At 61.7% G+C, this 18,863-nt stretch carries 16 protein-coding genes; 10 read left to right on the forward strand and 6 right to left on the reverse strand.

What is annotated here, in order from left to right; all coding sequences use genetic code 11:
- Positions 1–222: 222 nt before the first annotated feature.
- From M0808_RS17140 to argE, 4 genes are all read left to right on the forward strand, one after another.
- Positions 223–1,542, forward strand: coding sequence for an NAD(P)/FAD-dependent oxidoreductase (locus M0808_RS17140; RefSeq protein ID WP_247841975.1), 1,320 nt, complete (start codon positions 223–225; stop codon positions 1,540–1,542).
- A gap of 58 nt (positions 1,543–1,600) precedes the next feature.
- Entirely contained in the window at positions 1,601–2,017 is a 417-nt protein-coding gene (locus M0808_RS17145; RefSeq protein WP_095136459.1) for a RidA family protein, read from the forward strand.
- A 129-nt stretch (positions 2,018–2,146) separates the two neighbouring features.
- Entirely contained in the window at positions 2,147–2,824 is a 678-nt protein-coding gene (locus M0808_RS17150; RefSeq protein ID WP_247841976.1) for a DUF1028 domain-containing protein, read from the forward strand.
- Positions 2,821–3,972 (forward strand): acetylornithine deacetylase, encoded by a 1,152-nt coding sequence (gene argE, locus M0808_RS17155; RefSeq protein ID WP_247841977.1) that lies wholly within the window; start codon positions 2,821–2,823, stop codon positions 3,970–3,972. Before M0808_RS17150 ends, argE begins: the two co-directional genes overlap by 4 nt.
- Positions 3,973–3,996: 24 nt before the next feature.
- Here the strand turns inward: argE and M0808_RS17160 are convergent, their stop codons facing one another.
- On the reverse strand, positions 3,997–4,908 hold the full coding sequence (locus M0808_RS17160) for a LysR family transcriptional regulator (RefSeq protein ID WP_095136462.1): 912 nt from the start codon (positions 4,906–4,908) through the stop codon (positions 3,997–3,999).
- A 397-nt stretch (positions 4,909–5,305) separates the two neighbouring features.
- Between M0808_RS17160 and M0808_RS17165 the strand changes: the two genes are divergently transcribed.
- Together M0808_RS17165 and M0808_RS17170 are read left to right on the forward strand one after the other, a co-directional pair.
- Positions 5,306–6,721 carry a cytosine permease gene (locus M0808_RS17165; RefSeq protein ID WP_096796404.1) on the forward strand — a complete coding sequence of 472 codons (1,416 nt, stop codon included), beginning with the start codon at positions 5,306–5,308 and terminating at the stop codon, positions 6,719–6,721.
- A 104-nt stretch (positions 6,722–6,825) separates the two neighbouring features.
- Entirely contained in the window at positions 6,826–7,449 is a 624-nt protein-coding gene (locus M0808_RS17170; protein ID WP_247841978.1) for a glutathione S-transferase, read from the forward strand.
- 3 nt (positions 7,450–7,452) lie between these two features.
- Here M0808_RS17170 and M0808_RS17175 read toward each other — a convergent pair whose 3' ends face one another.
- Positions 7,453–8,115, reverse strand: coding sequence for a M24 family metallopeptidase (locus M0808_RS17175; RefSeq protein ID WP_247841979.1), 663 nt, complete (start codon positions 8,113–8,115; stop codon positions 7,453–7,455).
- Between the two features lie 83 nt (positions 8,116–8,198).
- On the reverse strand, positions 8,199–9,077 hold the full coding sequence (locus M0808_RS17180; RefSeq protein ID WP_115990545.1) for a LysR family transcriptional regulator: 879 nt from the start codon (positions 9,075–9,077) through the stop codon (positions 8,199–8,201).
- A gap of 103 nt (positions 9,078–9,180) precedes the next feature.
- Here M0808_RS17180 and M0808_RS17185 point away from each other — a divergent pair, with 103 nt between their 5' ends.
- Positions 9,181–10,572 carry an aldehyde dehydrogenase family protein gene (locus M0808_RS17185; RefSeq protein ID WP_247841980.1) on the forward strand — a complete coding sequence of 464 codons (1,392 nt, stop codon included), beginning with the start codon at positions 9,181–9,183 and terminating at the stop codon, positions 10,570–10,572.
- A 132-nt stretch (positions 10,573–10,704) separates the two neighbouring features.
- Here M0808_RS17185 and M0808_RS17190 read toward each other — a convergent pair whose 3' ends face one another.
- Positions 10,705–12,249, reverse strand: coding sequence for an MFS transporter (locus tag M0808_RS17190; RefSeq protein ID WP_247841981.1), 1,545 nt, complete (start codon positions 12,247–12,249; stop codon positions 10,705–10,707).
- A gap of 102 nt (positions 12,250–12,351) precedes the next feature.
- On the opposite strand from M0808_RS17190, the gene M0808_RS17195 reads away from it, so the two are divergent.
- Complete coding sequence (locus M0808_RS17195; RefSeq protein ID WP_247841982.1) at positions 12,352–13,248, forward strand: LysR family transcriptional regulator; 897 nt, start codon at positions 12,352–12,354, stop codon at positions 13,246–13,248.
- A gap of 3 nt (positions 13,249–13,251) precedes the next feature.
- Here M0808_RS17195 and M0808_RS17200 read toward each other — a convergent pair whose 3' ends face one another.
- Positions 13,252–14,421: a DUF1624 domain-containing protein gene (locus M0808_RS17200; RefSeq protein WP_247841983.1), complete on the reverse strand. Its 1,170-nt coding sequence runs from the start codon at positions 14,419–14,421 to the stop codon at positions 13,252–13,254.
- A gap of 182 nt (positions 14,422–14,603) precedes the next feature.
- On the opposite strand from M0808_RS17200, the gene M0808_RS17205 reads away from it, so the two are divergent.
- Both M0808_RS17205 and M0808_RS17210 read left to right on the forward strand, forming a co-directional pair.
- Positions 14,604–15,200, forward strand: coding sequence for a paraquat-inducible protein A (locus M0808_RS17205; protein ID WP_247841984.1), 597 nt, complete (start codon positions 14,604–14,606; stop codon positions 15,198–15,200).
- Complete coding sequence (locus tag M0808_RS17210; RefSeq protein ID WP_027612991.1) at positions 15,197–15,886, forward strand: paraquat-inducible protein A; 690 nt, start codon at positions 15,197–15,199, stop codon at positions 15,884–15,886. The genes M0808_RS17205 and M0808_RS17210 overlap by 4 nt, the downstream gene beginning before the upstream one ends.
- On the opposite strand, the gene M0808_RS17215 is transcribed toward M0808_RS17210, so the two are convergent.
- Positions 15,819–18,845: an FAD-binding and (Fe-S)-binding domain-containing protein gene (locus tag M0808_RS17215; protein WP_247841996.1), complete on the reverse strand. Its 3,027-nt coding sequence runs from the start codon at positions 18,843–18,845 to the stop codon at positions 15,819–15,821. The genes M0808_RS17210 and M0808_RS17215 overlap by 68 nt on opposite strands.
- Positions 18,846–18,863 lie beyond the last annotated feature (18 nt).

Raw genomic sequence — 18,863 nt, forward strand, 5'->3', positions numbered from 1 at the left:
TTTCTCCTCTTTGTCCCGGGTATTCCTGCCCGGGACAACTCTCCCCCTGCCCTGAAACCCTCGGTTTTACTGGGTTTTTCCTGTCTGCTTCAGCAATTTGTATTCACAGCCCAGCTTAATAATATTTTACCGATACCCCCCTCCTGCCTAGTCTGACCGCAAGCAAAACGGACAAGCCTGAAGCGATCCGAATCCACTTGCCTTGCCAGGAAGGATGTAGAAATGACCACTGAAATAATAAAAACAGACACGCTTGTCGTGGGGGCCGGACAGGCCGGTGTGGCGATGAGCGAGCACCTGAGCAAACTCGGTGTGCCGCACCTGGTGCTGGAGCGCAGCCGCATTGCCGAACGCTGGCGCACCGGGCGCTGGGACTCGTTGGTAGCCAACGGTCCGGCGTGGCACGACCGCTTTCCGGGGCTGGAATTCGATGATGTCGATCCCGACGGTTTCGCCCATAAGGAGCGCGTGGCGGACTATTTCGAAGCCTATGCGAAGAAATTCAACGCGCCGATCCGCACCGGCGTCGAGGTCAAAAGCGTGGTACGCAATGTCGGGCGTCCGGGCTTCACCATCGAGACTTCCGAAGGAGTGATCGAGGCCAGCCGCGTGGTCGCGGCGACCGGCCCGTTCCAGCGCCCGGTGATCCCGCCAATTGCGCCGCACGACCCGCGCCTGTTGCAGATCCACTCCGCCGACTATCGCAATCCGCAGCAACTGCCCGCAGGCGCAGTGCTGGTGGTTGGCGCTGGTTCGTCAGGCGTGCAGATCGCTGATGAACTGCAGCGCTCCGGCAAGCAGGTGTACCTGTCGGTAGGTGCGCATGACCGTCCGCCACGTGCCTACCGCAACCGCGATTTCTGCTGGTGGCTGGGGGTGCTCGGCGAGTGGGATCAGGCGGCAATGAAACCCGGCCGCGAGCACGTGACCATCGCGGTCAGCGGCGCGCATGGCGGGCGCACCATCGACTTCCGTGGCCTGGCCCATCGCGGCATGACTCTCGTCGGTGTGACCGAGTCGTTCAACAACGGCGTGGTGACCTTCAAGCAGGATCTGCGCGACAACCTCAAGCGTGGCGACGAAAACTATCTGGCGCTGCTGGATGCCGCCGATGCCTACATCGAGCGCAACGGTCTCGACCTACCGGAAGAACCTGAAGCACGCGAAACCTATGCGGATCCCGATTGCGTGAAAAATCCGCTGCTCGATCTGGATCTGGCCAAGGCCGGGATCACTTCGATCATCTGGGCCACCGGGTTCGCCGTGGATTATTCCTGGCTGCAGGTCGCCGCGTTTGACGACAAGGGCAAACCGCAACATCAGCGTGGCGTGTCCAGCGAGCCGGGGGTGTATTTCCTCGGGCTGCCATGGCAGTCGCGGCGCGGCTCGTCGTTCATCTGGGGCGTGTGGCACGACGCCAAACACGTGGCCGATCACATCGCCACCCAGCGCAAATACCTCGATTACAAGGATGCCGAGCAGCGTGAAGCCGCCCTGCATTCGACCGCCAGCACGAAAGCCGCCGATACCGTCGACGCTTGATTGCCCTCTTTCGCGGCGGTGCCCGGTGCGCCGCTGAACACTCAGTCTGGAGCTGTACATGAGCAAGCCAACCCACACCCGCATCCGTATGTTCAACACCAAGGACACCTACCCTAACCAGACCCTGGACAACGACCTGTGCCAGGCCGTGCGCGCCGGAAACACCGTGTATGTGCGGGGTCAGGTCGGCACCGATTTCGACGGCAATCTGGTGGGCCTCGGGGATCCGCGTGCGCAGGCAGAACAGGCGATGCGCAACGTCAAGCAACTGCTGGAAGAAGCCGGCAGTGACATGAGCCATATCGTCAAGACCACCACCTACCTGATCGACCCGCGCTACCGCGAGCCGGTGTATCAGGAAGTCGGCAAGTGGCTCAAAGGCGTGTTCCCGATCTCCACCGGGCTGGTGGTGTCGGCACTGGGGCAGCCGCAGTGGCTGATGGAGATTGATGTGGTGGCGGTGATTCCCGATTAACCCTGAAAACCGAGTCGCGACATTCGCGAGCAAGCTCGCTCCCACAGGGAAATACATGCCAACTGTGGGAGCGAGCTTGCTCGCGAAGAGGCCCGCAAGGACAACAAATTCCTCGAAAGGAGTTAGACCATGACCTTTTCAATCACAGCCCGTTGCCCCGAAACCGGCCAGTTCGGTGTCGCCATCAGTTCCTCCAGCATCGCCGTCGGCGCGCGTTGCCCGTGGCTGCTGCCGGGTGTCGGCGCGGTGTCGAGCCAGAACATCACTCTGCCGTCCCTCGGCCCGGAAGTCCTTGCATTGATGGAGCAAGGCCACGCGCCCGACGCGGCGCTGGACCAGGTGCTGACCCGCAACGGCTACAGCCAGTACCGGCAGATCACCGCGATCAACCACTTCGGCCAGACCGCGCATTTCAGCGGCGCGCAGACCCTCGGCGTGCACAACGCCGTGTCCGGCGAACAATGCGTGGCGGCTGGCAACATGCTCGCCGGGCGTGCGGTAATCGAGGCGATGGTCCGCGCCTTTGAAGACGGCGAAGGCCAATTGGCCGATCGCCTGCTCAAAGCCTTGCACGCCGGCCAGGCCCTTGGTGGCGAAGCAGGCCCCGTGCATTCGGCAGCCGTGGTGGTGGTCGGCGAACAGACCTGGCCGATCGTCAATTTGCGCGTTGATTGGGCCGACGAAGACCCGATTGGCCAGTTGCAAAAACTCTGGGACGCCTATCAGCCGCAATTGCAGGACTACATCGACCGCGCCCTCGACCCGGCCAAGGCGCCGGGTTATGGCGTTGCCGGTGATGATCGATGAGCAGCAGCGTCGCGTTGCTCAAAACGCTGGTGGGCTTCGACACCACCAGCCGCGAATCCAACCTGCAGCTGATCGAGTTCGTGCGTGATTACCTCGCAGGCTTCGATGTGCCGTGCGAGCTGATCTACAACGCCGAGCGCAGCAAGGCCAATCTGTTCGCGACCATTGGCCCGGCCGAGCAACCGGGCATCGTGCTCTCGGGGCACACCGATGTGGTGCCGGTCGATGGTCAACCATGGACAGTAGCGCCGTTTGAACTCAGCGAGCACGACGGCAAGCTGTTCGGGCGCGGCACCGCCGACATGAAGGGCTACATCGCCTGCGTGTTGGCGTTGGTGCCGGCGCTGGTCGCTGCAGACCTGCGCATGCCGGTGCACATCGCCCTGTCCTATGACGAAGAAGTCGGCTGCCTCGGGGTGCGCTCGTTGCTCGCCGAGCTGGAGCAGCGGCCGGTCAAACCGCTGCTGTGCATCATCGGTGAACCGACCGAGTTGAAACCGGTGCTCGGCCATAAAGGCAAACTGGCGATGCGCTGCGACGTGCATGGTCATCCGTGCCATTCGGCCTACGCACCGCTGGGAGTAAACGCCATCGAATACGCCGCCGAGCTGATCGGCGAGCTGGGGCGTATTGGCCAGCAACTGAAAGCACCCGAGCATCACGACGCGCGTTTCGATCCGCCCTACAGCACGGTGCAGACCGGGGTGATCAGCGGCGGCAAGGCCTTGAACATCGTGCCTGCCGATTGCCGCTTCGACTTCGAAATCCGCGCCCTGCCCTCGCAGGATCCAACCCAGGTCGCACAACAGTTGCAGGCTTACGCCGAGCAGCAAGTGCTGCCGCGCATGCGGGCAGTGAGTGAGCACAGTGCGATTCGTTTCAGTGAGCTGTCGGCTTATCCCGGCCTGGCTACCGATGCGCAGAGTCAGGCGGCGGAGCTGATTGCGGCGTTTTGCGGTTCACGGGAATACGGCACCGTGGCGTTCGGCACCGAGGGCGGGCTGTTCGATGCGGCGGGTATTCCCACCGTGGTCTGTGGCCCCGGCAGCATGGATCAGGGGCACAAACCTGACGAGTTTGTCAGTCGTGCGCAACTCGATGCCTGCGATGCGATGCTGCAACGGATGCTGGCCTCGATTCGCGCCTGATCCTTTCGGCCTGACTGCCTGCCTTCAAGCGTGCAGTCGGGCCAATTCCTCGCGGCAATGATCAACGAACAACTGCACCGGTTTGGTCAGTTGCACCCGGCGCAGCCAGGCTGCCGATAAGCCCGAGCCAGTCACGGTTTCCGCCAGTGGCACGCACACCACTTTCTGCCCGTCGTAGGTGTATTCGCCGAACGGCCGGGTCACCAGAATCGAAAAGCCGAACCCACGCCCGACCATGCCGCGCACCATCTCGATCGACGGTGAGCTGAAGACGATGTGCGGGGTCAGTCCGCGCTCCTCGAAAATGCTCACGAAGTAGGTGCGGCTGGGCACCACGTCGAGCAGGATCATCGGCTCCAGCACCAGATCGTGCAGCGAGACTTTCGCCTGTTGCGCAAAGCGATGGTCGGCCGGCAGCAAGGCGTAAGGCTGCTGCGGCGGCATCAGCGGCGTGGTGTCGATGGTGGTGTCGAGGTCATGTTCAAAGAGCATCGCCACATCGATGCTACCGGCGGTCAACGCCTGTACCAGTTCCTGTTGTTCGCCATCGCGAATGCGGATTTCCACGCCCGGCCAGCGCTGCTTGAACCCGGCGATCAGGCGCGGCAGGTACAGCGGCGCGACGGTTTCGAAACAGCCGATATCGATCTGTCCGGAAACCACGTCGTTGTCCGCCAGCGCGTTCTGCTCGAACTCATGCGCCACTCGCAGCAATTCCAGCGCCTTGCGATAGAAACGCGAACCACTGGGCGTCAGCGAAACGCCCTGGGCGTGATGGCGGATGAACAGCTGCACACCGAAGCTTTCTTCCAGATGCTTGATCGCGGTAGAGACGGACGGCTGGGCGATATAGAGCTTGCGCGAGGCTTCGGCGACGCTGCCGCAATCGGCGGTGGTGACGAAGTATTTGAGCTGGCGCAGGTTGTAGGCGGCCATATGAACCTCTGCAAGTGAGACGACGCTTTTGTGGTGAGGAGATTTATCTGTTGTCAGGACATTTATCTGTAGTTAGGAGGCTCTGTGGTGAGGGGATTTATCCCCGATGGGGCGCGAAGCGGCCCCTGTTTCTAAAGTCAAAAGAGGGGCCGCTTCGCAGCCCATCGGGGATAAATCCCCTCACCACAAAACTGTGTAAATCCAGGACAGAGTGAAGCCTGAACATACCGGAGCTACGCATTACACGCGGCATATATTTTTTAAGGTCTGAAGCAACAAACTTACTAATTTATCTATCCCGGGCCTTTGCACATGATCGCTTCAACAAGAAATGCGCCGTCCGTGTCGGCGCTTACCGAAGTACGTCCACGTACTCATCCTTGCCTTGGAGTTCGTCATGTCCACCTCTGCAACAACATCCGCGCCGCTCATTGAAAAACACACGATAGGATACGTGCCCCCCGAAGATCGCCACGGAAAGGTCAGGGATCTGTTCACGCTGTGGTTCGGCGGCAACATCGCGCCGTTGCCGATCGTGACCGGCGCGCTGGGCGTGCAGTTGTTCCACTTGAATCTGGTCTGGGGCATCGTCGCGATTCTGGTCGGTCATCTGGTCGGCGGCGTGCTGATGGCGCTGCATTCGGCGCAAGGCCCGCAGATGGGCATTCCGCAGATGATCCAGAGCCGCGCGCAGTTCGGCTCGCTCGGTGCTCTGCTGGTGGTGCTGATTGCCGGGGTCATGTACATCGGCTTCTTCGCCTCCAATATCGTGCTGGCCGGCAAGTCGTTGCACGGCGTGGTCGACAGCGTGCCGGTGCCGGTCGGCATCGTCATCGGCGCTCTCGGGTCGGGGATCATCGGCATCATCGGCTACCGCTTCATCCACGTGCTCAACCGCATCGGCACCTGGGTGCTGGGGATCGGCATCGTCGTCGGTTTCGGCTACATCTTCACCCACATTCAAACCGATGACTTCCTCACTCGCGGCAGCTTCAACCTCTCCGGCTGGCTCGCCACCGTGTCGCTCGCCGCGCTGTGGCAGATCGCGTTTGCGCCTTACGTGTCCGACTATTCGCGTTATTTGCCGGCCGATGTAAAAGTCTCGTCGACGTTCTGGACCACGTATCTGGGGTCGGCACTGGGCTCGAGTCTGGCGTTCATCTTCGGTGCCGTCGCCGTGCTGGCGACACCCGTGGGCATGGACACCATGGATGCGGTCAAGCTCGCCACCGGCTCGATCGGACCGCTGATGCTGGTGCTGTTCCTGCTCAGCGTGATCAGCCACAACGCCCTCAACCTGTACGGCGCGGTGCTGTCGCTGATCACTCTGGTGCAGACCTTTGCCTATCGCTGGATCCCCACCGCCAAGAGCCGTGCGGTGATCTCGATCATCGTGCTTCTGGCCTGCTGCTTCGCCGCCGTCGGCGCGTCGAAGGACTTCATCGGCCACTTCGTCGACATGGTGCTGGTGCTGCTGGTGGTGCTGGTGCCGTGGACCGCGATCAACCTGATCGACTTCTACGCCATTCACAAGGGCCAGTACGACATCCAGTCTATCTTCCAGGTCGACGGCGGTATCTACGGACGTTACAACCCGCAGGCGTTGCTGGCCTATGCGATCGGCATTGCGGTGCAGATCCCGTTCATGAACACCCCGCTGTACGTCGGCCCGGTGTCGGCGCACATCAACGGCGCCGACCTGTCGTGGCTGGTGGGGCTGCTGGTGACCTCGCCGCTGTACTTCTGGCTGGCCAGTCGTGACAGCGCCTATCGGCGGCGGATGATGGGCGGGAAACTGGTGGGCAGTCACTGAGATTGATTCGATGTAAAAAGAAGGCCCGCCATGCGCGGGCCTTCTGCGTTGTGGTGTGGTATTTCTTGTTGCCCCGACAGGCACCCACGAGACAGGGAAAACTCATGCTGCGAATTCTGGGCAAGGCGTCATCGATCAACGTGCGCAAAGTGCTGTGGACCTGCGCTGAACTGCAGATCCCGTTCGAGCGTGAGGATTGGGGCTCGGGCTTCAAACCCACCGACACCCCGGAGTTTCTCGCCCTCAACCCCTGCGCCATGGTGCCGGTGATTCAGGACGGCGATTTCACCCTGTGGGAATCGAACACGATCATTCGTTATCTGGCGGGCAACTATGGCGGCGCAGACCTCTACCCCGCCGAGCCGCGAGTTCGTGCGCGGGTCGATCAGTGGATCGACTGGCAGGCCTCGGAGTTGAACCGCTCGTGGTCGTATGCGTTCATGTCGCTGGCGCGTCAGTCACCAGATCATCAGGACAGCGCCGCGTTGCTCAACGGCATCGAGCAGTGGTCGCAGACCATGGGCATCCTCGATCAACAGTTGCAGAAGACTGGCGCCTACGTCAGTAGCGACCGGTTTTCCCTCGCCGATATCCCCATCGGGCTGTCAGTCAACCGCTGGTTCGAAACGCCGCTCGCGCATCCGGACTATCCCGCCGTCAGGGCCTATTACGAGCGTCTGAGTCAACGCGAAGGCTTCCGCCTGCACGGCCGAAACGGTACGCCGTGACAATCAGATCAACAGATCTTCATAAAACGCGCCAAACGGCCGCTGCGGGTGGGCGATCTGGATTTCCAGAATCCACACCCCGGGATTCGGTGCCTGGTCGAAATCGCCGAGATTGCCGCCGCGATGGATCGCGTGAGGGAAATCGCTGACGCGGTGGCCCTTGATATCGAGATTGAGTTTCCAGCCCATGGCTTCAGCCTGATCGCTGGCATAGCGATAAAGTTCGACACCGCTCACGCCTTGGCGCCACAGTGCCTCGACACGCTTGAACAGCTCCTTGGACGCCGCCGCGCAGGCGATCATTTCCGGATCGGAGCCGGTGGTGAAGGTTGCGCCGGCATCGCCTTCGTGCCCCTGCCAGACCACGCCCATGTCAATGAAGAAAATATCGTTGTCACCGAGCACCGGATCGCCTTCGGAACGCTCCTTGAACGCCTTCAGCGTATTGGCGCCGAAGCGAATCAGCAGCGGATGCCAGATGCGGTCCATGCCCAGTTCGGCGAGGATCTGCTTGCCCCGCTCCTGGGCTTCGGACTCACGCATGCCGGGCTTGATCACCCTGGCGATGGCATCAGCGGCGTTCCAGGTCAGGCCCTGCGCATGACGCATCGTTTCCAGCAAAAACCGCTCACCGACCGCTTCTTTACCGCTCAGGGCTGCACTCATTTGCTTGTTCCTCATGGCTACGCTGTGTAGTTTTTTATATTGCGAAACGCCGATCAAGATACAGCCATGACACAACGTGTCAATTACTCTTCCGCACGCACCACACCGCGCTCCTCCAGCAAACGCACGAACATGCTCAAGCTGCGCGACACCGTGCCCCGGCGCCACACCAGCCAGGTGGTCAGATAGCGAAAATCCGCCGCCAGCGGCCACACGCTCACGGTTGCGCTGCCAGGCATGCTTTGCAGCATTTTGCGCGGCATCAGCGCCAGCCCGGCCCCGGCGCTGACGCAGGCGAGCATGCCGTGGTAAGACTCCATCTCGAAAATCTTGCCCGGCACGGCAGCGTCGGTGCTAAACCATTTTTCGAAGTGATGACGATAGGAGCAGTTGGAGCGGAACGCGTAGATGTTCTCGCCGTTCACATCCGCCGCGCGTTGCACCGGGGGGTGATTGAGTGGCGCGATGATGACCATCTCCTCCTCGAACGCCGGCACGCCTTCCAGCGCCGGGTGCAGCACCGGGCCATCGACGAAGGCCGCCGCCAATCGTCCGGAGAGTACGCCGTCGATCATTGTCCCGGACGGGCCGGTCGACAGATCCAGATCGACCTTGGGATGCAACTGGTTGTACGCCGCGAGCAGTTCGGGGATGCGCACGGCGGCGGTACTTTCCAGCGAACCGAGGGGAAACGCACCCTGCGGCTCTTCACCAGCGACCGTGGCCCGCGCTTCCTGCACCAGATCGAGAATGCGCCGCGCGTATTCGAGAAAACTCCAGCCGGCGGGCGACAGACGCAGACGACTTTTCTCGCGAATGAACAGGTCGACGCCCAAGTCCTGCTCCAGCTGTTTGATCCGCGTGGTCAGGTTCGATGGCACGCGATGAATCTGCGCCGCAGCAGCGCTGATGCTGCCGTGCTCGGCAACGGCCTTGAAGATTTCCAGCTGCACCAGATCCACAGTCATTCTCCAATCGTGAAAGAAACGATCTTTATTATTCAGTTTCCAGAAAACAAACGCCACCCTACTCTAGGCCCATCCACTGAACTCGCAGGAGCCAGCCATGAGCCAGATTTCCAGCCAGACCCACGCCATTTCGATCAACCCTGCCACCGGCGAACAGATCGGTCACTACGCCTTTGAATCCGCCGAGACCCTCGACGCTGCGCTGACCCGCGCCGCGTTCGGTTTCTCGAAATGGAAACGCAAGCCGCTGCAGGATCGCTCCCGCGCCCTGACCGCTCTTGCCGGCGCTCTACGCGAAACTGCCGAAGCCATGGCGACCATGATCACTTTGGAAATGGGCAAGCCGATCGCCCAGGCCCGTGGCGAAATCGAAAAATGCGCCAAGCTCTGTGAGTGGTACGCCGAAAACGGTCCGGCCATGCTCGACGCCGAACCGACTCAGGTTGAAGGCGGCAAGGCGCGCATCGAGTACCGACCACTCGGCCCGATCCTCGCGGTGATGCCGTGGAACTTCCCGATCTGGCAAGTGCTGCGCGGTGCCGTTCCGGCGCTTATCGCCGGCAACACCTACGTGCTCAAGCATGCGCCGAACGTGATGGGCAGCGCCTACCTGCTGCGCGACGTCTTCAAGAACGCCGGTTTCGCTGATGGCGTGTTTGAAGTGATCAACGTCACCCCGGAAGGCGTTTCCAGCGCTATTGCCGACCCGCGCATCGCCGCTGTCACCCTGACCGGCAGCGTTCGCGCCGGTATGGCCATCGGTGCCCAGGCCGGTGCCGCGCTGAAGAAATGCGTGCTGGAACTGGGTGGTTCCGACCCGTTCATCGTGCTCAATGACGCTGATCTGGACGAAGCCGTGCAGGCTGCCGTCATCGGTCGCTACCAGAACTCCGGCCAGGTCTGCGCCGCGGCCAAGCGTCTGATCATTGAAGAAGGCGTGGTCGAGGAATTCACCCGCAAATTCGTCGAGGCCACGCGTCAATTGAAAGTCGGCGATCCGATGTCCGCCGACACCTACATCGGCCCGATGGCGCGTTTCGATCTGCGTGATGAACTCGACCAGCAAGTGCGCGACACCCTCGAAGAAGGCGCCACCCTGTTGCTCGGCGGCGGCAAGGCGCAAGGCCCGGGCAACTACTACGAGCCAACCGTGCTGGCCGATGTCACCGACCGTATGACCTCGTTCAAACAGGAACTGTTCGGCCCGGTGGCATCGATCATCACGGCCCGCGATTGCGCCCACGCCATCGCCTTGGCCAACGACAGCGACTTTGGCCTGACCGCGACGATCTACACCGCCAACGTCGCACTGGCCCAGCAACTGACCAGCGAACTGGACACTGGCGGCGTGTTCATCAACGGCTATTCGGCCAGTGACCCGCGCGTGACCTTCGGTGGCGTGAAGAAAAGCGGCTTCGGTCGCGAGTTGTCGCACTTCGGCGTGCGCGAGTTCTGCAACGCGCAGACCGTGTGGCTGGATCGCAAATAATCAGGACTCCAACACGCACAGGTGGGAGTGGGCTTGCTCACGAAGGGGCCGGCATGTTCAGCATTGATCGTGACTGACCTGACGCCTTCGCGAGCAAGCCCGCTCCCACACTCGAAAATTCCGCACACACCGCTATAGCAAGTCGGGCGCTGTTTTTTGCGGCTGCGTAACCGCCCGATCCTTGCTCAACAGCCCAAGCACCACTGCCGCCGAAGCTAGAGTGATCCCGGTCAGGACGTGCAGCAGGTACTGAAACGCCGAGGCATAACCTTGCACCAGACGCTCGCTGGCCAGCCCCGGAACGGTGTCGAGCGCATGCGCCATGTCCCCCGTGGTGACCCGGTGCGCGGTCTCGGCAATCAACGCCGTGTCGACGCTGCCTGCCACTGCCCCCGTCAGATCGGTATGCAGCAGCGAAGTCAGCACAGCGCCCACCACCGCCAGCGCGATACCCTCACCCGCCACGCGCACGGTATTGAAGATCCCCGCCGCCATCCCCGCGCGCTCCTTCGGTACAACGCTGACCGACAGACCATCCATCAAGCCCCACGGCAAACCGGTGCCAATCCCGATCAACAACATCGCAATGACCAAGGCGGATTTTGGCTCGCCGACGTTGTACAGGCTCAACCCGTGCAAGCCCACCGCAGCGATCAGAAAACCGATCCCCGACAGGATTCCCGCCGAGACAAACCGGGTCAGCGACGCCGCCAGCATCGGTACCACCAGCATGGGCGCCGACAGCGCCAGCAACAGCAGGCCGGCATCGATTTCGCTCAAGCCTTCCACGCCGATAAAGCGCAATGGCAACATCACCACCAGCACGATGTAGCAAAAACAGGTGCCGATCGGCAGCATCTGCACGCCGATGAAGCGCGGAAAACGCAACAGGGTCAGATCGAGCATCGGATGTTTGACGCGCCTTTCGATGATCACGAACAACCCCAGCAACAATGCCGAAGCACTCAGCAGACCGACCACCAGCGGGCTGCCCCAACCGCTTTCCGGAGCCTGAATCACGCCGAAGGTGAACAGCGCCAGCATCGCGCTGAAGGTGACAGTGCCCGGCCAATCCAGTCCCGAGGCATCCGGGTTGCGGCTTTCGCGCATGCGGGGCAGGCCGAAGATCATGGCGATCACGCCGATCAACGCGGTGAAGAGGAAAATCACCCGCCAGTTGAACGCTTCGATCAACGCACCGGCCAGCAGCGGCCCGAAAGCCAGACCAATGCCGAATGTGGTACCGAGTACGCTGTACGCGCGGGTCCGCGCATGGCCTTCGAATTCCTGCGCCAGCGACGCTGAGCCGCTGGCCAACGCTGCAGCACCCGCCACGCCCTGCACCGCACGCAGCCCATCCAGCCAGTACACCGACGGTGCCAGGCTCTGCGCAATCGATGCTGCGGTGAACAGCAACATGCCGAAGCTGAACAGGCGTTTACGCCCATAGACGTCGGCCAACGCGCCCGCCGCCATCAGCAAACTGCCGAACGACAACATGAACGCATTGGTGATCCAGGTAAGGGCAACGGGGCTGCCGCCCAGATCACGGCCAATGGCGGGCGTCGCCACCGCGCCACCGGTAAAACTCAAGGGCAGTACCAATGCCGACAGGCACACGGCCGCGAGGATCAGCAGCTTGTTACGCGCGCTTGGTTGATGAGCGACCGTTGTCATGCATTCATCCTTTAAAGAAATTGCCAGGCTGCGACTTTAAGGCCGTTAGATTGATGCGATAATCCCAGCAATTTTGCATAACTTTGTGAAAGGCATTCACAGATGAAATCACCCTCAGCGGCAGACCTTTGCGTATTTCTCTGTACGGCGCAGCACTTGAATTTCAGCAAGGCCGCCGTCGAACTCGGGCTCACCCCGTCAGCCCTGAGCCATTCGGTAAAGGCTTTGGAGAATCGCCTCGGTGTGCGTCTGTTCAATCGCACCACCCGCAGCGTGGCGTTGACCGAGGCCGGTGAGCGCTTTTACGCGCGCCTGAAACCGGCGTTCCGCGACATTGACGATGCACTGGAAGACCTAAACCATTTTCGCGACAAACCCACCGGCAACCTGCGTATCACCTGCGGACGCCAGGCGTGCGAACTGGTATTGCTGCCGATTGCCAGCGAGTTCTTGCAGACCTATCCGGACATTCGCATGGAGGTGGTCGAAAGCGAAGCATTGCTCGATATCGTCGCCGGCGGATTTGATGCAGGCGTGCGCTTTGGCGATCGACTGCAGGCCGACATGGTCTCGCTGCCGATTGGCCCGGCGATGCGTTCGGTGGTGGTGGCTTCGCCGGCATTCCTTGAACGCTATCCTGCGCCGCAAAAACCCGAAGATCTGCGCGATTTACCCTGCCTGCGCCACCGCTACCCCAGTGGTACGCTGTATCGCTGGGAATTCGAACGCGATGGCATTGCCCAGGAAATCGAGGTCAACGGCCCGCTGACCCTGGGCGACGTCAGCTTGATGGTCGGCCCTGCACTGCAAGGCCTGGGATTGGCGTATGTGTTCGATGACATGGTCAGCGAACACTTGGCATCGGGGCGTCTGATTCAGCTGTTGGCCGACTGGTGCCCTTATTATCCGGGCCTGCATCTGTACTACCCGAGCAGGCGCCACGTACCGGCGCCGCTCAAGGCTTTTATCGACTTTGCGCGCGAGCGCAGTGGTCACTAGGGCTTACAGATATTTCAGCCAGGCAATATCGCGGCGCCGCGATTTCAGCGCGGAAAACCAGCGTACCGCCGGGTACAGTGCCAGCGCCAACAGCAGTGACACCAGCCAGATCGCCGCGACTGAATCGAAGCCGAAATAGCTACCGTGGTTAAGGCCGAACAGCGCCACGGCAATCAGATACAGCACCCTCAGCACGTACAGATGCAGCAGATAAAAGAACATCGGCGCCGAACCGAAGACCGTCAGCCAGCGAATCCAGCGGCGCGTCTGCAGCCGTTCGAACAGCAGCAACAACAGCAATCCGACGCTCACCGTCAGGGTGATGAACAGCAGCGATGGCGGGTACTTGGTGATGTTGAAAAACGCCATCAGCGTTTGCACGGTCGTGTCTTCAACCGCCCAAGGCTTTTCGCCGTATCCGTTGAGCAACCGCAGCCCGACGAAACCCAGCAGTCCGGCGATACCAGCCAGCAACAGGCACTGCTGACGAACTCCGGCGTCGGCCGCACGGGCAAACCACGGGCCCAGCGCATAACCCAGACCGATCACGCCGATCCACGGCAACAACGGATACGAAGTGCGCAAGCGCAGACTGTCACCGACCTCGATCCAGCCCCGATCATGCAGGATCGCCCATGGCACATGCAGTGCCGACTCCAGCGCGAAATGCAGCCCGTCCAGCAGGTTATGCCCGGCAATAATCGCCAGACTCAGCGTCAGCAGCAGCCAGCGCGGCAGCCAGACCAGCAGCGACAACGCGATCATGCTCAAGCCAATCGCCCAGATCACCTGCAGATAGATCACGCTCGGCGGCAACTGAAACGTCCATGCAAAATTCACCAAGGTGAATTCCAGCACTACCAGAAACAGCCCACGCTTGAACAGGAAGGCACTGACATCGGCCTTGCCCGCGTACTTCTCGCCGAACAGCCACGCAGACAATCCGGTCAGCAACACGAACACCGGTGCGCACAGATGCGCCAACGTGCGACTGAAAAACAACGCCGGCTCGGTGTTGGCGATGTCCATCGGGTCGGACACCTGACGATGCAACAGGAACGTCTCGCGCACGTGATCCAGCAGCATGAACAGGATCACCAGACCGCGTAACGCATCAATGGACAGCAAACGGCCGGTCGGCGGCGGGTTGGAACGGGCACACGCAATCGTCATGGAGATTTCGCCAACGAGTAAATGAATCAGGGGATCGCAACCGCACGCCCCGCCAAAAATTAGCGTTACTCTATAACATTAAAATGTCGATTCCCAACCCAAACGACATTTGCCCAATCACGTCAGGCTTCTATAGTGATCAGGCGCCCTGTGCCCTTTGCGCCTGCTGTCGAGCGTTGCCCATGACCTCAACCGAAGACCTGATCATCTGCGAGCATTGCGACTGCGTGTACGAAAAGGTCGTGCTCGGCAAACACCAGAAAACCCTCTGCGTGCGGTGCGGCGGCGTGCTGCAGCGCTACAACGGCTTGACCGTCGAGCAGCGGCTGGCCCTGAGTTTCACTGCGGCGATGCTGTGGCTGTTCGCCAATTTCTATCCGGTGATGAGCATCAGCATGAAGGGCCTGAAGAACAGCGCGACGCTGTGGGATTCGGTGCTGGCGCTGAGTCAGGGGCCGATCACGTTCATGGCGATGGTCGCGGCGATTTCGATCATCATCGCCCCGGCGTTTCAACTGGTGCTGTTGATCTGGGTGCTGAGTTTCGCCTTGTCATCGCGCCGGGCGCCGGGGTTCAAGCTGTGCATGCGCTGGCTGGAAACCCTGCGTCCGTGGAGCATGCTCGAAGTGTGTCTGCTGGGGGCGATGGTGGCGGTATTCAAACTGGCCGGGCTGCTCGATGTGCTGCCGGGTATCGGCCTGTTCGCTTTGGCGGTGCTGAGCCTGATGATGATCCGCATTGCCGGCCGCGACATTCGTGATCTGTGGGACATTCTATGAAGCGACCCGCGACCGCCAGCGAACTGAATCTGTGCCTGTGCCACAGCTGTGGGCTGGCCTGTGACATGACCGACGAGCCGCACGAGTGCCCGCGCTGCGATGCGCCGCTGCATCGGCGCAAGACCAACTCCCTGACGCGCACCTGGGCCTATCTGTTCGCCGCGTTGGCGTTTTACGTGCCGGCCAATCTACTGCCGGTGATGAACACGGTGATGCTCGGCAACGGCGCCGACAGCACGATCATGAGCGGCGTGCTGGAGTTCTGGGAGGGCGGCGCGTGGGACATCGCGCTGATCATTTTCATCGCCAGCATCGCGGTGCCGGGGATCAAATTCGTCGCCCTGTCGCTGCTGCTGATCACCGTGCAGCGGGGCAGCGACTGGGCGCGCCGTGAGCGTTCGAAGCTGTACCGTTTCGTCGAGCTGATCGGCTACTGGTCGATGCTCGACGTGCTGGTGGTCGCCCTGGTCGCGGCGCTGGTGAAGTTCCAGGCGCTGGGCGATATCGAACCACGCCCGGGCATCCTGTTTTTCGGCATGGTGGTGGTGTTCACCATGCTCTCGGCGATGAGTTTCGACCCACGGCTGATCTGGGACAATGCCCCGGACGACGAACCGCTCAGCGACGCACCACCTCAAGCAGCACCTGCAACGGATGGCGCAGCGCCCGATCCGACTGGCGCTTGACCTGACTGCGGCATGAGTAACCGGTGGCCAGCGCTTCGCCCCGCTCCGCCGGCGCCTCAACCTGCCGCGCCCACGATTGCTCGTAGATCACCGCCGAGGTTTCGCGGTTGCGCGCTTCATGGCCGTAGGTGCCGGACATACCGCAGCAGCCGGTGGCCTGCGTCGCCAGTTTCAATCCGGCTCGCTCGAACACTTGCTCCCACTGGCGAGTGGCGGCCGGCGCGTTGGTTTTCTCGGTGCAGTGTGCCAGCAGACGGAATGACCGGGCCGCATCGGCAGCGGCCTGCTCCGGCATCACCTCGAGCAGCCATTCCTGTACCAGCGCGACTTCCGGGCATTGGTTCATGCCGGGCACTTTCAGGTATTCCTGGCGGTAGACCAGCGTCATCGCCGGATCCAGCCCCAGCAGCGGCACGCCAACGTCCGCCAGCTCGCGCAGTTGCTGCGCATTGCGCAACGCCGCGCGGTTGAACGCTGACAGGAAACCCTGCACATGCAGCGGCTTGCCATTGGCACTGAACGGTGCCATATACACCTGATAGCCAAGTCGTGAAATCAACTCCAGCAGATCCGCCAGCAGCGGCGCCTCGAAGTAACGAGTGAAGGCATCCTGCACCAGCACCACACTGCGCTCGCGCTGGGCCGGGGTCAGCGCCGACAGCGTGGAAACCGTCGCCGGCTGCACCTTCCAGCGGCGCAGCGCAGCGTGGAAATCAAAGCGACTGAGCAACGGCACATCGACCATGCCGCCAAGACGCTCCAACTGTTTGCGCACAAAGGTTGCGCCCATCAAACCGTTGTACAGCGCCGGAATCCGCGCCATGTACGGAATGCTGTACTCCAGCGAAGCAATCAGATAATCCCGCGCCGGGCGCAGATAACGGCTGTGATACAGCTCAAGGAAACGCGAACGGAATTCCGGCACGTTGACCTTGACCGGGCACTGTCCCGCGCAGGATTTGCACGCCAGGCAACCGGCCATGGCGTCATACACCTCATGGGAAAAGTCTGCGGCCTGCCCGCGGCTGTTGCGCCAGCGCGTCCACAAGTTGCTGAAAAATGCCGGACGGCGGATCGCATCCGACAACACATCCACCCCTGCCTCGCCCTGCAAACGCAGCCATTCGCGGATCAGCGATGCGCGCCCCTTAGGCGATTGCGCACGCTCGCGGGTGGCCTTCCATGACGGGCACATGGCGTCGTCGGGATCGAAGTTGTAGCAGGCGCCGTTGCCGTTGCAATGCATGGCTGCGCCGTAGCTCTGCCAGACCTTTTCGTCGATTTGCCGGTCGAGTTCGCCGCGCAGGGTCACTTCGTCGATTTTCAGCAACGCCGCACCGGTATTGGCCGGGGTGGCGATCTTGCCCGGGTTGAACTGATTGAACGGGTCAAACGCAGCTTTCAGTGCCTGCAACGCCGGATACAGCTCACCGAAAAACGCCGGCGCGTATTCCGAGCGCAGGCCTTTGCCGTGTTCACCCCACAACAGGCCGCCGTAGCGCTGGGTCAGTGCCGCGACACCGTCGGACACCGGACGCACCAACGCCGCTTGCTGCGGATCCTTCATGTCGAGAATCGGACGTACGTGCAGCACCCCGGCATCAACGTGGCCGAACATGCCGTACTGCAAACCGTGGCTGTCGAGCAGATCGCGCAGTTCAGCGATGTACTCGGCCAGGTGCTGCGGCGGCACTGCGGTGTCTTCGACAAACGGCTGCGGCCGCGCTTCGCCGGCAACGTTACCGAGAAGGCCGACTGCGCGTTTGCGCATGCCATAAACCTTGTTCACTGCCGCCTGGCCGACCGCCAGGGTATGGCCGAGGCGTTCGACGGCGGTGTCGCTGCTCAAGTGTTCGAGGAAGGCTTCGACCCGGTGTTGCAGGTCCTCGGGATCATCACCGCAGAACTCCACCAGGTTGATCCCCAGTGTCGGGCGCTCGGCACTTGCCGGGAAGTATTCGGCGACGCCGTGCCAGACGATGTCCTGCATCGCCAGCAACAACACCTTGGAATCCACGGTTTCAATCGACAGCGGCTTGAGCGCCATCAGCGCCCGGGCATCGCGCAACGCATCCATGAACCCGGCGTAGCGAATGTTCACCAGCATCGTGTGCTTGGGGATCGGCAGCACGTTGAGCTTTGCCTCGACCACAAAGCCGAGTGAGCCCTCGGCGCCGCACAGCACGCTGTTGAGGTTGAAGCGCTTGTCGGCCTCGCGCAGATGCGCCAGGTCGTAGCCGGTGAGGCAACGGTTGAGATCGGGGAAGCGCTGTTTGATCAGCTCGCCCTGCTCATCAATGATCTGCCGCGCACAGCGATAAACTTCACCCACCCGATCTTCACGGGCGCACAGCGCTGTCAGGTCGTCTTCCGCCAGCGCTGCGCCGTGCAGACGCTCGCCGCCACGCAGAACCATGTCGAGCTCCAGCACATGGTCGCGGGTCTTGCCGTAGGTGCAACTGCCCTGGCCGCTGGCGTCGGTGTTGATCATGCCGCCGACGGTGGCGCGGTTGGAGGTCGACAGCTCCGGGGCGAAAAACAGCCCGGCTGATTTCAGCGCGGCGTTGAGCTGATCCTTGACCACCCCGGCCTGTACCCGCACCCAGCGCTGTTCGACGTTGATCTCCAGAATGCGGTTCATGTGCCGCGACAGGTCGACGACGATGCCATCGGTCAGCGACTGACCGTTGGTGCCGGTGCCGCCGCCACGTGGAGTGATCACCACTTGCTGATAAGCCGGCTCGGCGATCAGCCGAGCGACCCGCGCCACATCCTCCGCATCCATCGGAAACACCGCCGCTTGCGGCAGACGCTGGTAGATCGAGTTATCGGTGGCGAGCACCACGCGACTGGCGTAATCGGCACTGATCTCGCCACGAAAACCACTGGCTTTCAGGGCTTTGAGGAACTTCTGGTAATCGGCGGTCAATGCAGTGGCGGGCGACAGCTGGGCAATCATCGGTCGGGAAATCTCGGT

It is taken from the genome of Pseudomonas sp. MWU12-3103b, assembly GCF_023100615.1.
Classification (GTDB): domain Bacteria; phylum Pseudomonadota; class Gammaproteobacteria; order Pseudomonadales; family Pseudomonadaceae; genus Aquipseudomonas; species Aquipseudomonas putida_A.

What these genes read in the sequence shown, in the direction of transcription:
- M0808_RS17140 (WP_247841975.1), top strand. Translation starts at nt 223, where the DNA reads ATGACCACTGAAATAATAAAAACAGACACGCTTGTCGTGGGGGCCGGA.
- M0808_RS17145 (WP_095136459.1), top strand. Translation starts at nt 1,601, where the DNA reads ATGAGCAAGCCAACCCACACCCGCATCCGTATGTTCAACACCAAGGAC.
- M0808_RS17150 (WP_247841976.1), top strand. Translation starts at nt 2,147, where the DNA reads ATGACCTTTTCAATCACAGCCCGTTGCCCCGAAACCGGCCAGTTCGGT.
- argE (WP_247841977.1), top strand. Translation starts at nt 2,821, where the DNA reads ATGAGCAGCAGCGTCGCGTTGCTCAAAACGCTGGTGGGCTTCGACACC.
- M0808_RS17160 (WP_095136462.1), bottom strand. Translation starts at nt 4,908, where the DNA reads ATGGCCGCCTACAACCTGCGCCAGCTCAAATACTTCGTCACCACCGCC.
- M0808_RS17165 (WP_096796404.1), top strand. Translation starts at nt 5,306, where the DNA reads ATGTCCACCTCTGCAACAACATCCGCGCCGCTCATTGAAAAACACACG.
- M0808_RS17170 (WP_247841978.1), top strand. Translation starts at nt 6,826, where the DNA reads ATGCTGCGAATTCTGGGCAAGGCGTCATCGATCAACGTGCGCAAAGTG.
- M0808_RS17175 (WP_247841979.1), bottom strand. Translation starts at nt 8,115, where the DNA reads ATGAGTGCAGCCCTGAGCGGTAAAGAAGCGGTCGGTGAGCGGTTTTTG.
- M0808_RS17185 (WP_247841980.1), top strand. Translation starts at nt 9,181, where the DNA reads ATGAGCCAGATTTCCAGCCAGACCCACGCCATTTCGATCAACCCTGCC.
- M0808_RS17190 (WP_247841981.1), bottom strand. Translation starts at nt 12,249, where the DNA reads ATGACAACGGTCGCTCATCAACCAAGCGCGCGTAACAAGCTGCTGATC.
- M0808_RS17195 (WP_247841982.1), top strand. Translation starts at nt 12,352, where the DNA reads ATGAAATCACCCTCAGCGGCAGACCTTTGCGTATTTCTCTGTACGGCG.
- M0808_RS17200 (WP_247841983.1), bottom strand. Translation starts at nt 14,421, where the DNA reads ATGACGATTGCGTGTGCCCGTTCCAACCCGCCGCCGACCGGCCGTTTG.
- M0808_RS17205 (WP_247841984.1), top strand. Translation starts at nt 14,604, where the DNA reads ATGACCTCAACCGAAGACCTGATCATCTGCGAGCATTGCGACTGCGTG.
- M0808_RS17210 (WP_027612991.1), top strand. Translation starts at nt 15,197, where the DNA reads ATGAAGCGACCCGCGACCGCCAGCGAACTGAATCTGTGCCTGTGCCAC.
- M0808_RS17215 (WP_247841996.1), bottom strand. Translation starts at nt 18,845, where the DNA reads ATGATTGCCCAGCTGTCGCCCGCCACTGCATTGACCGCCGATTACCAG.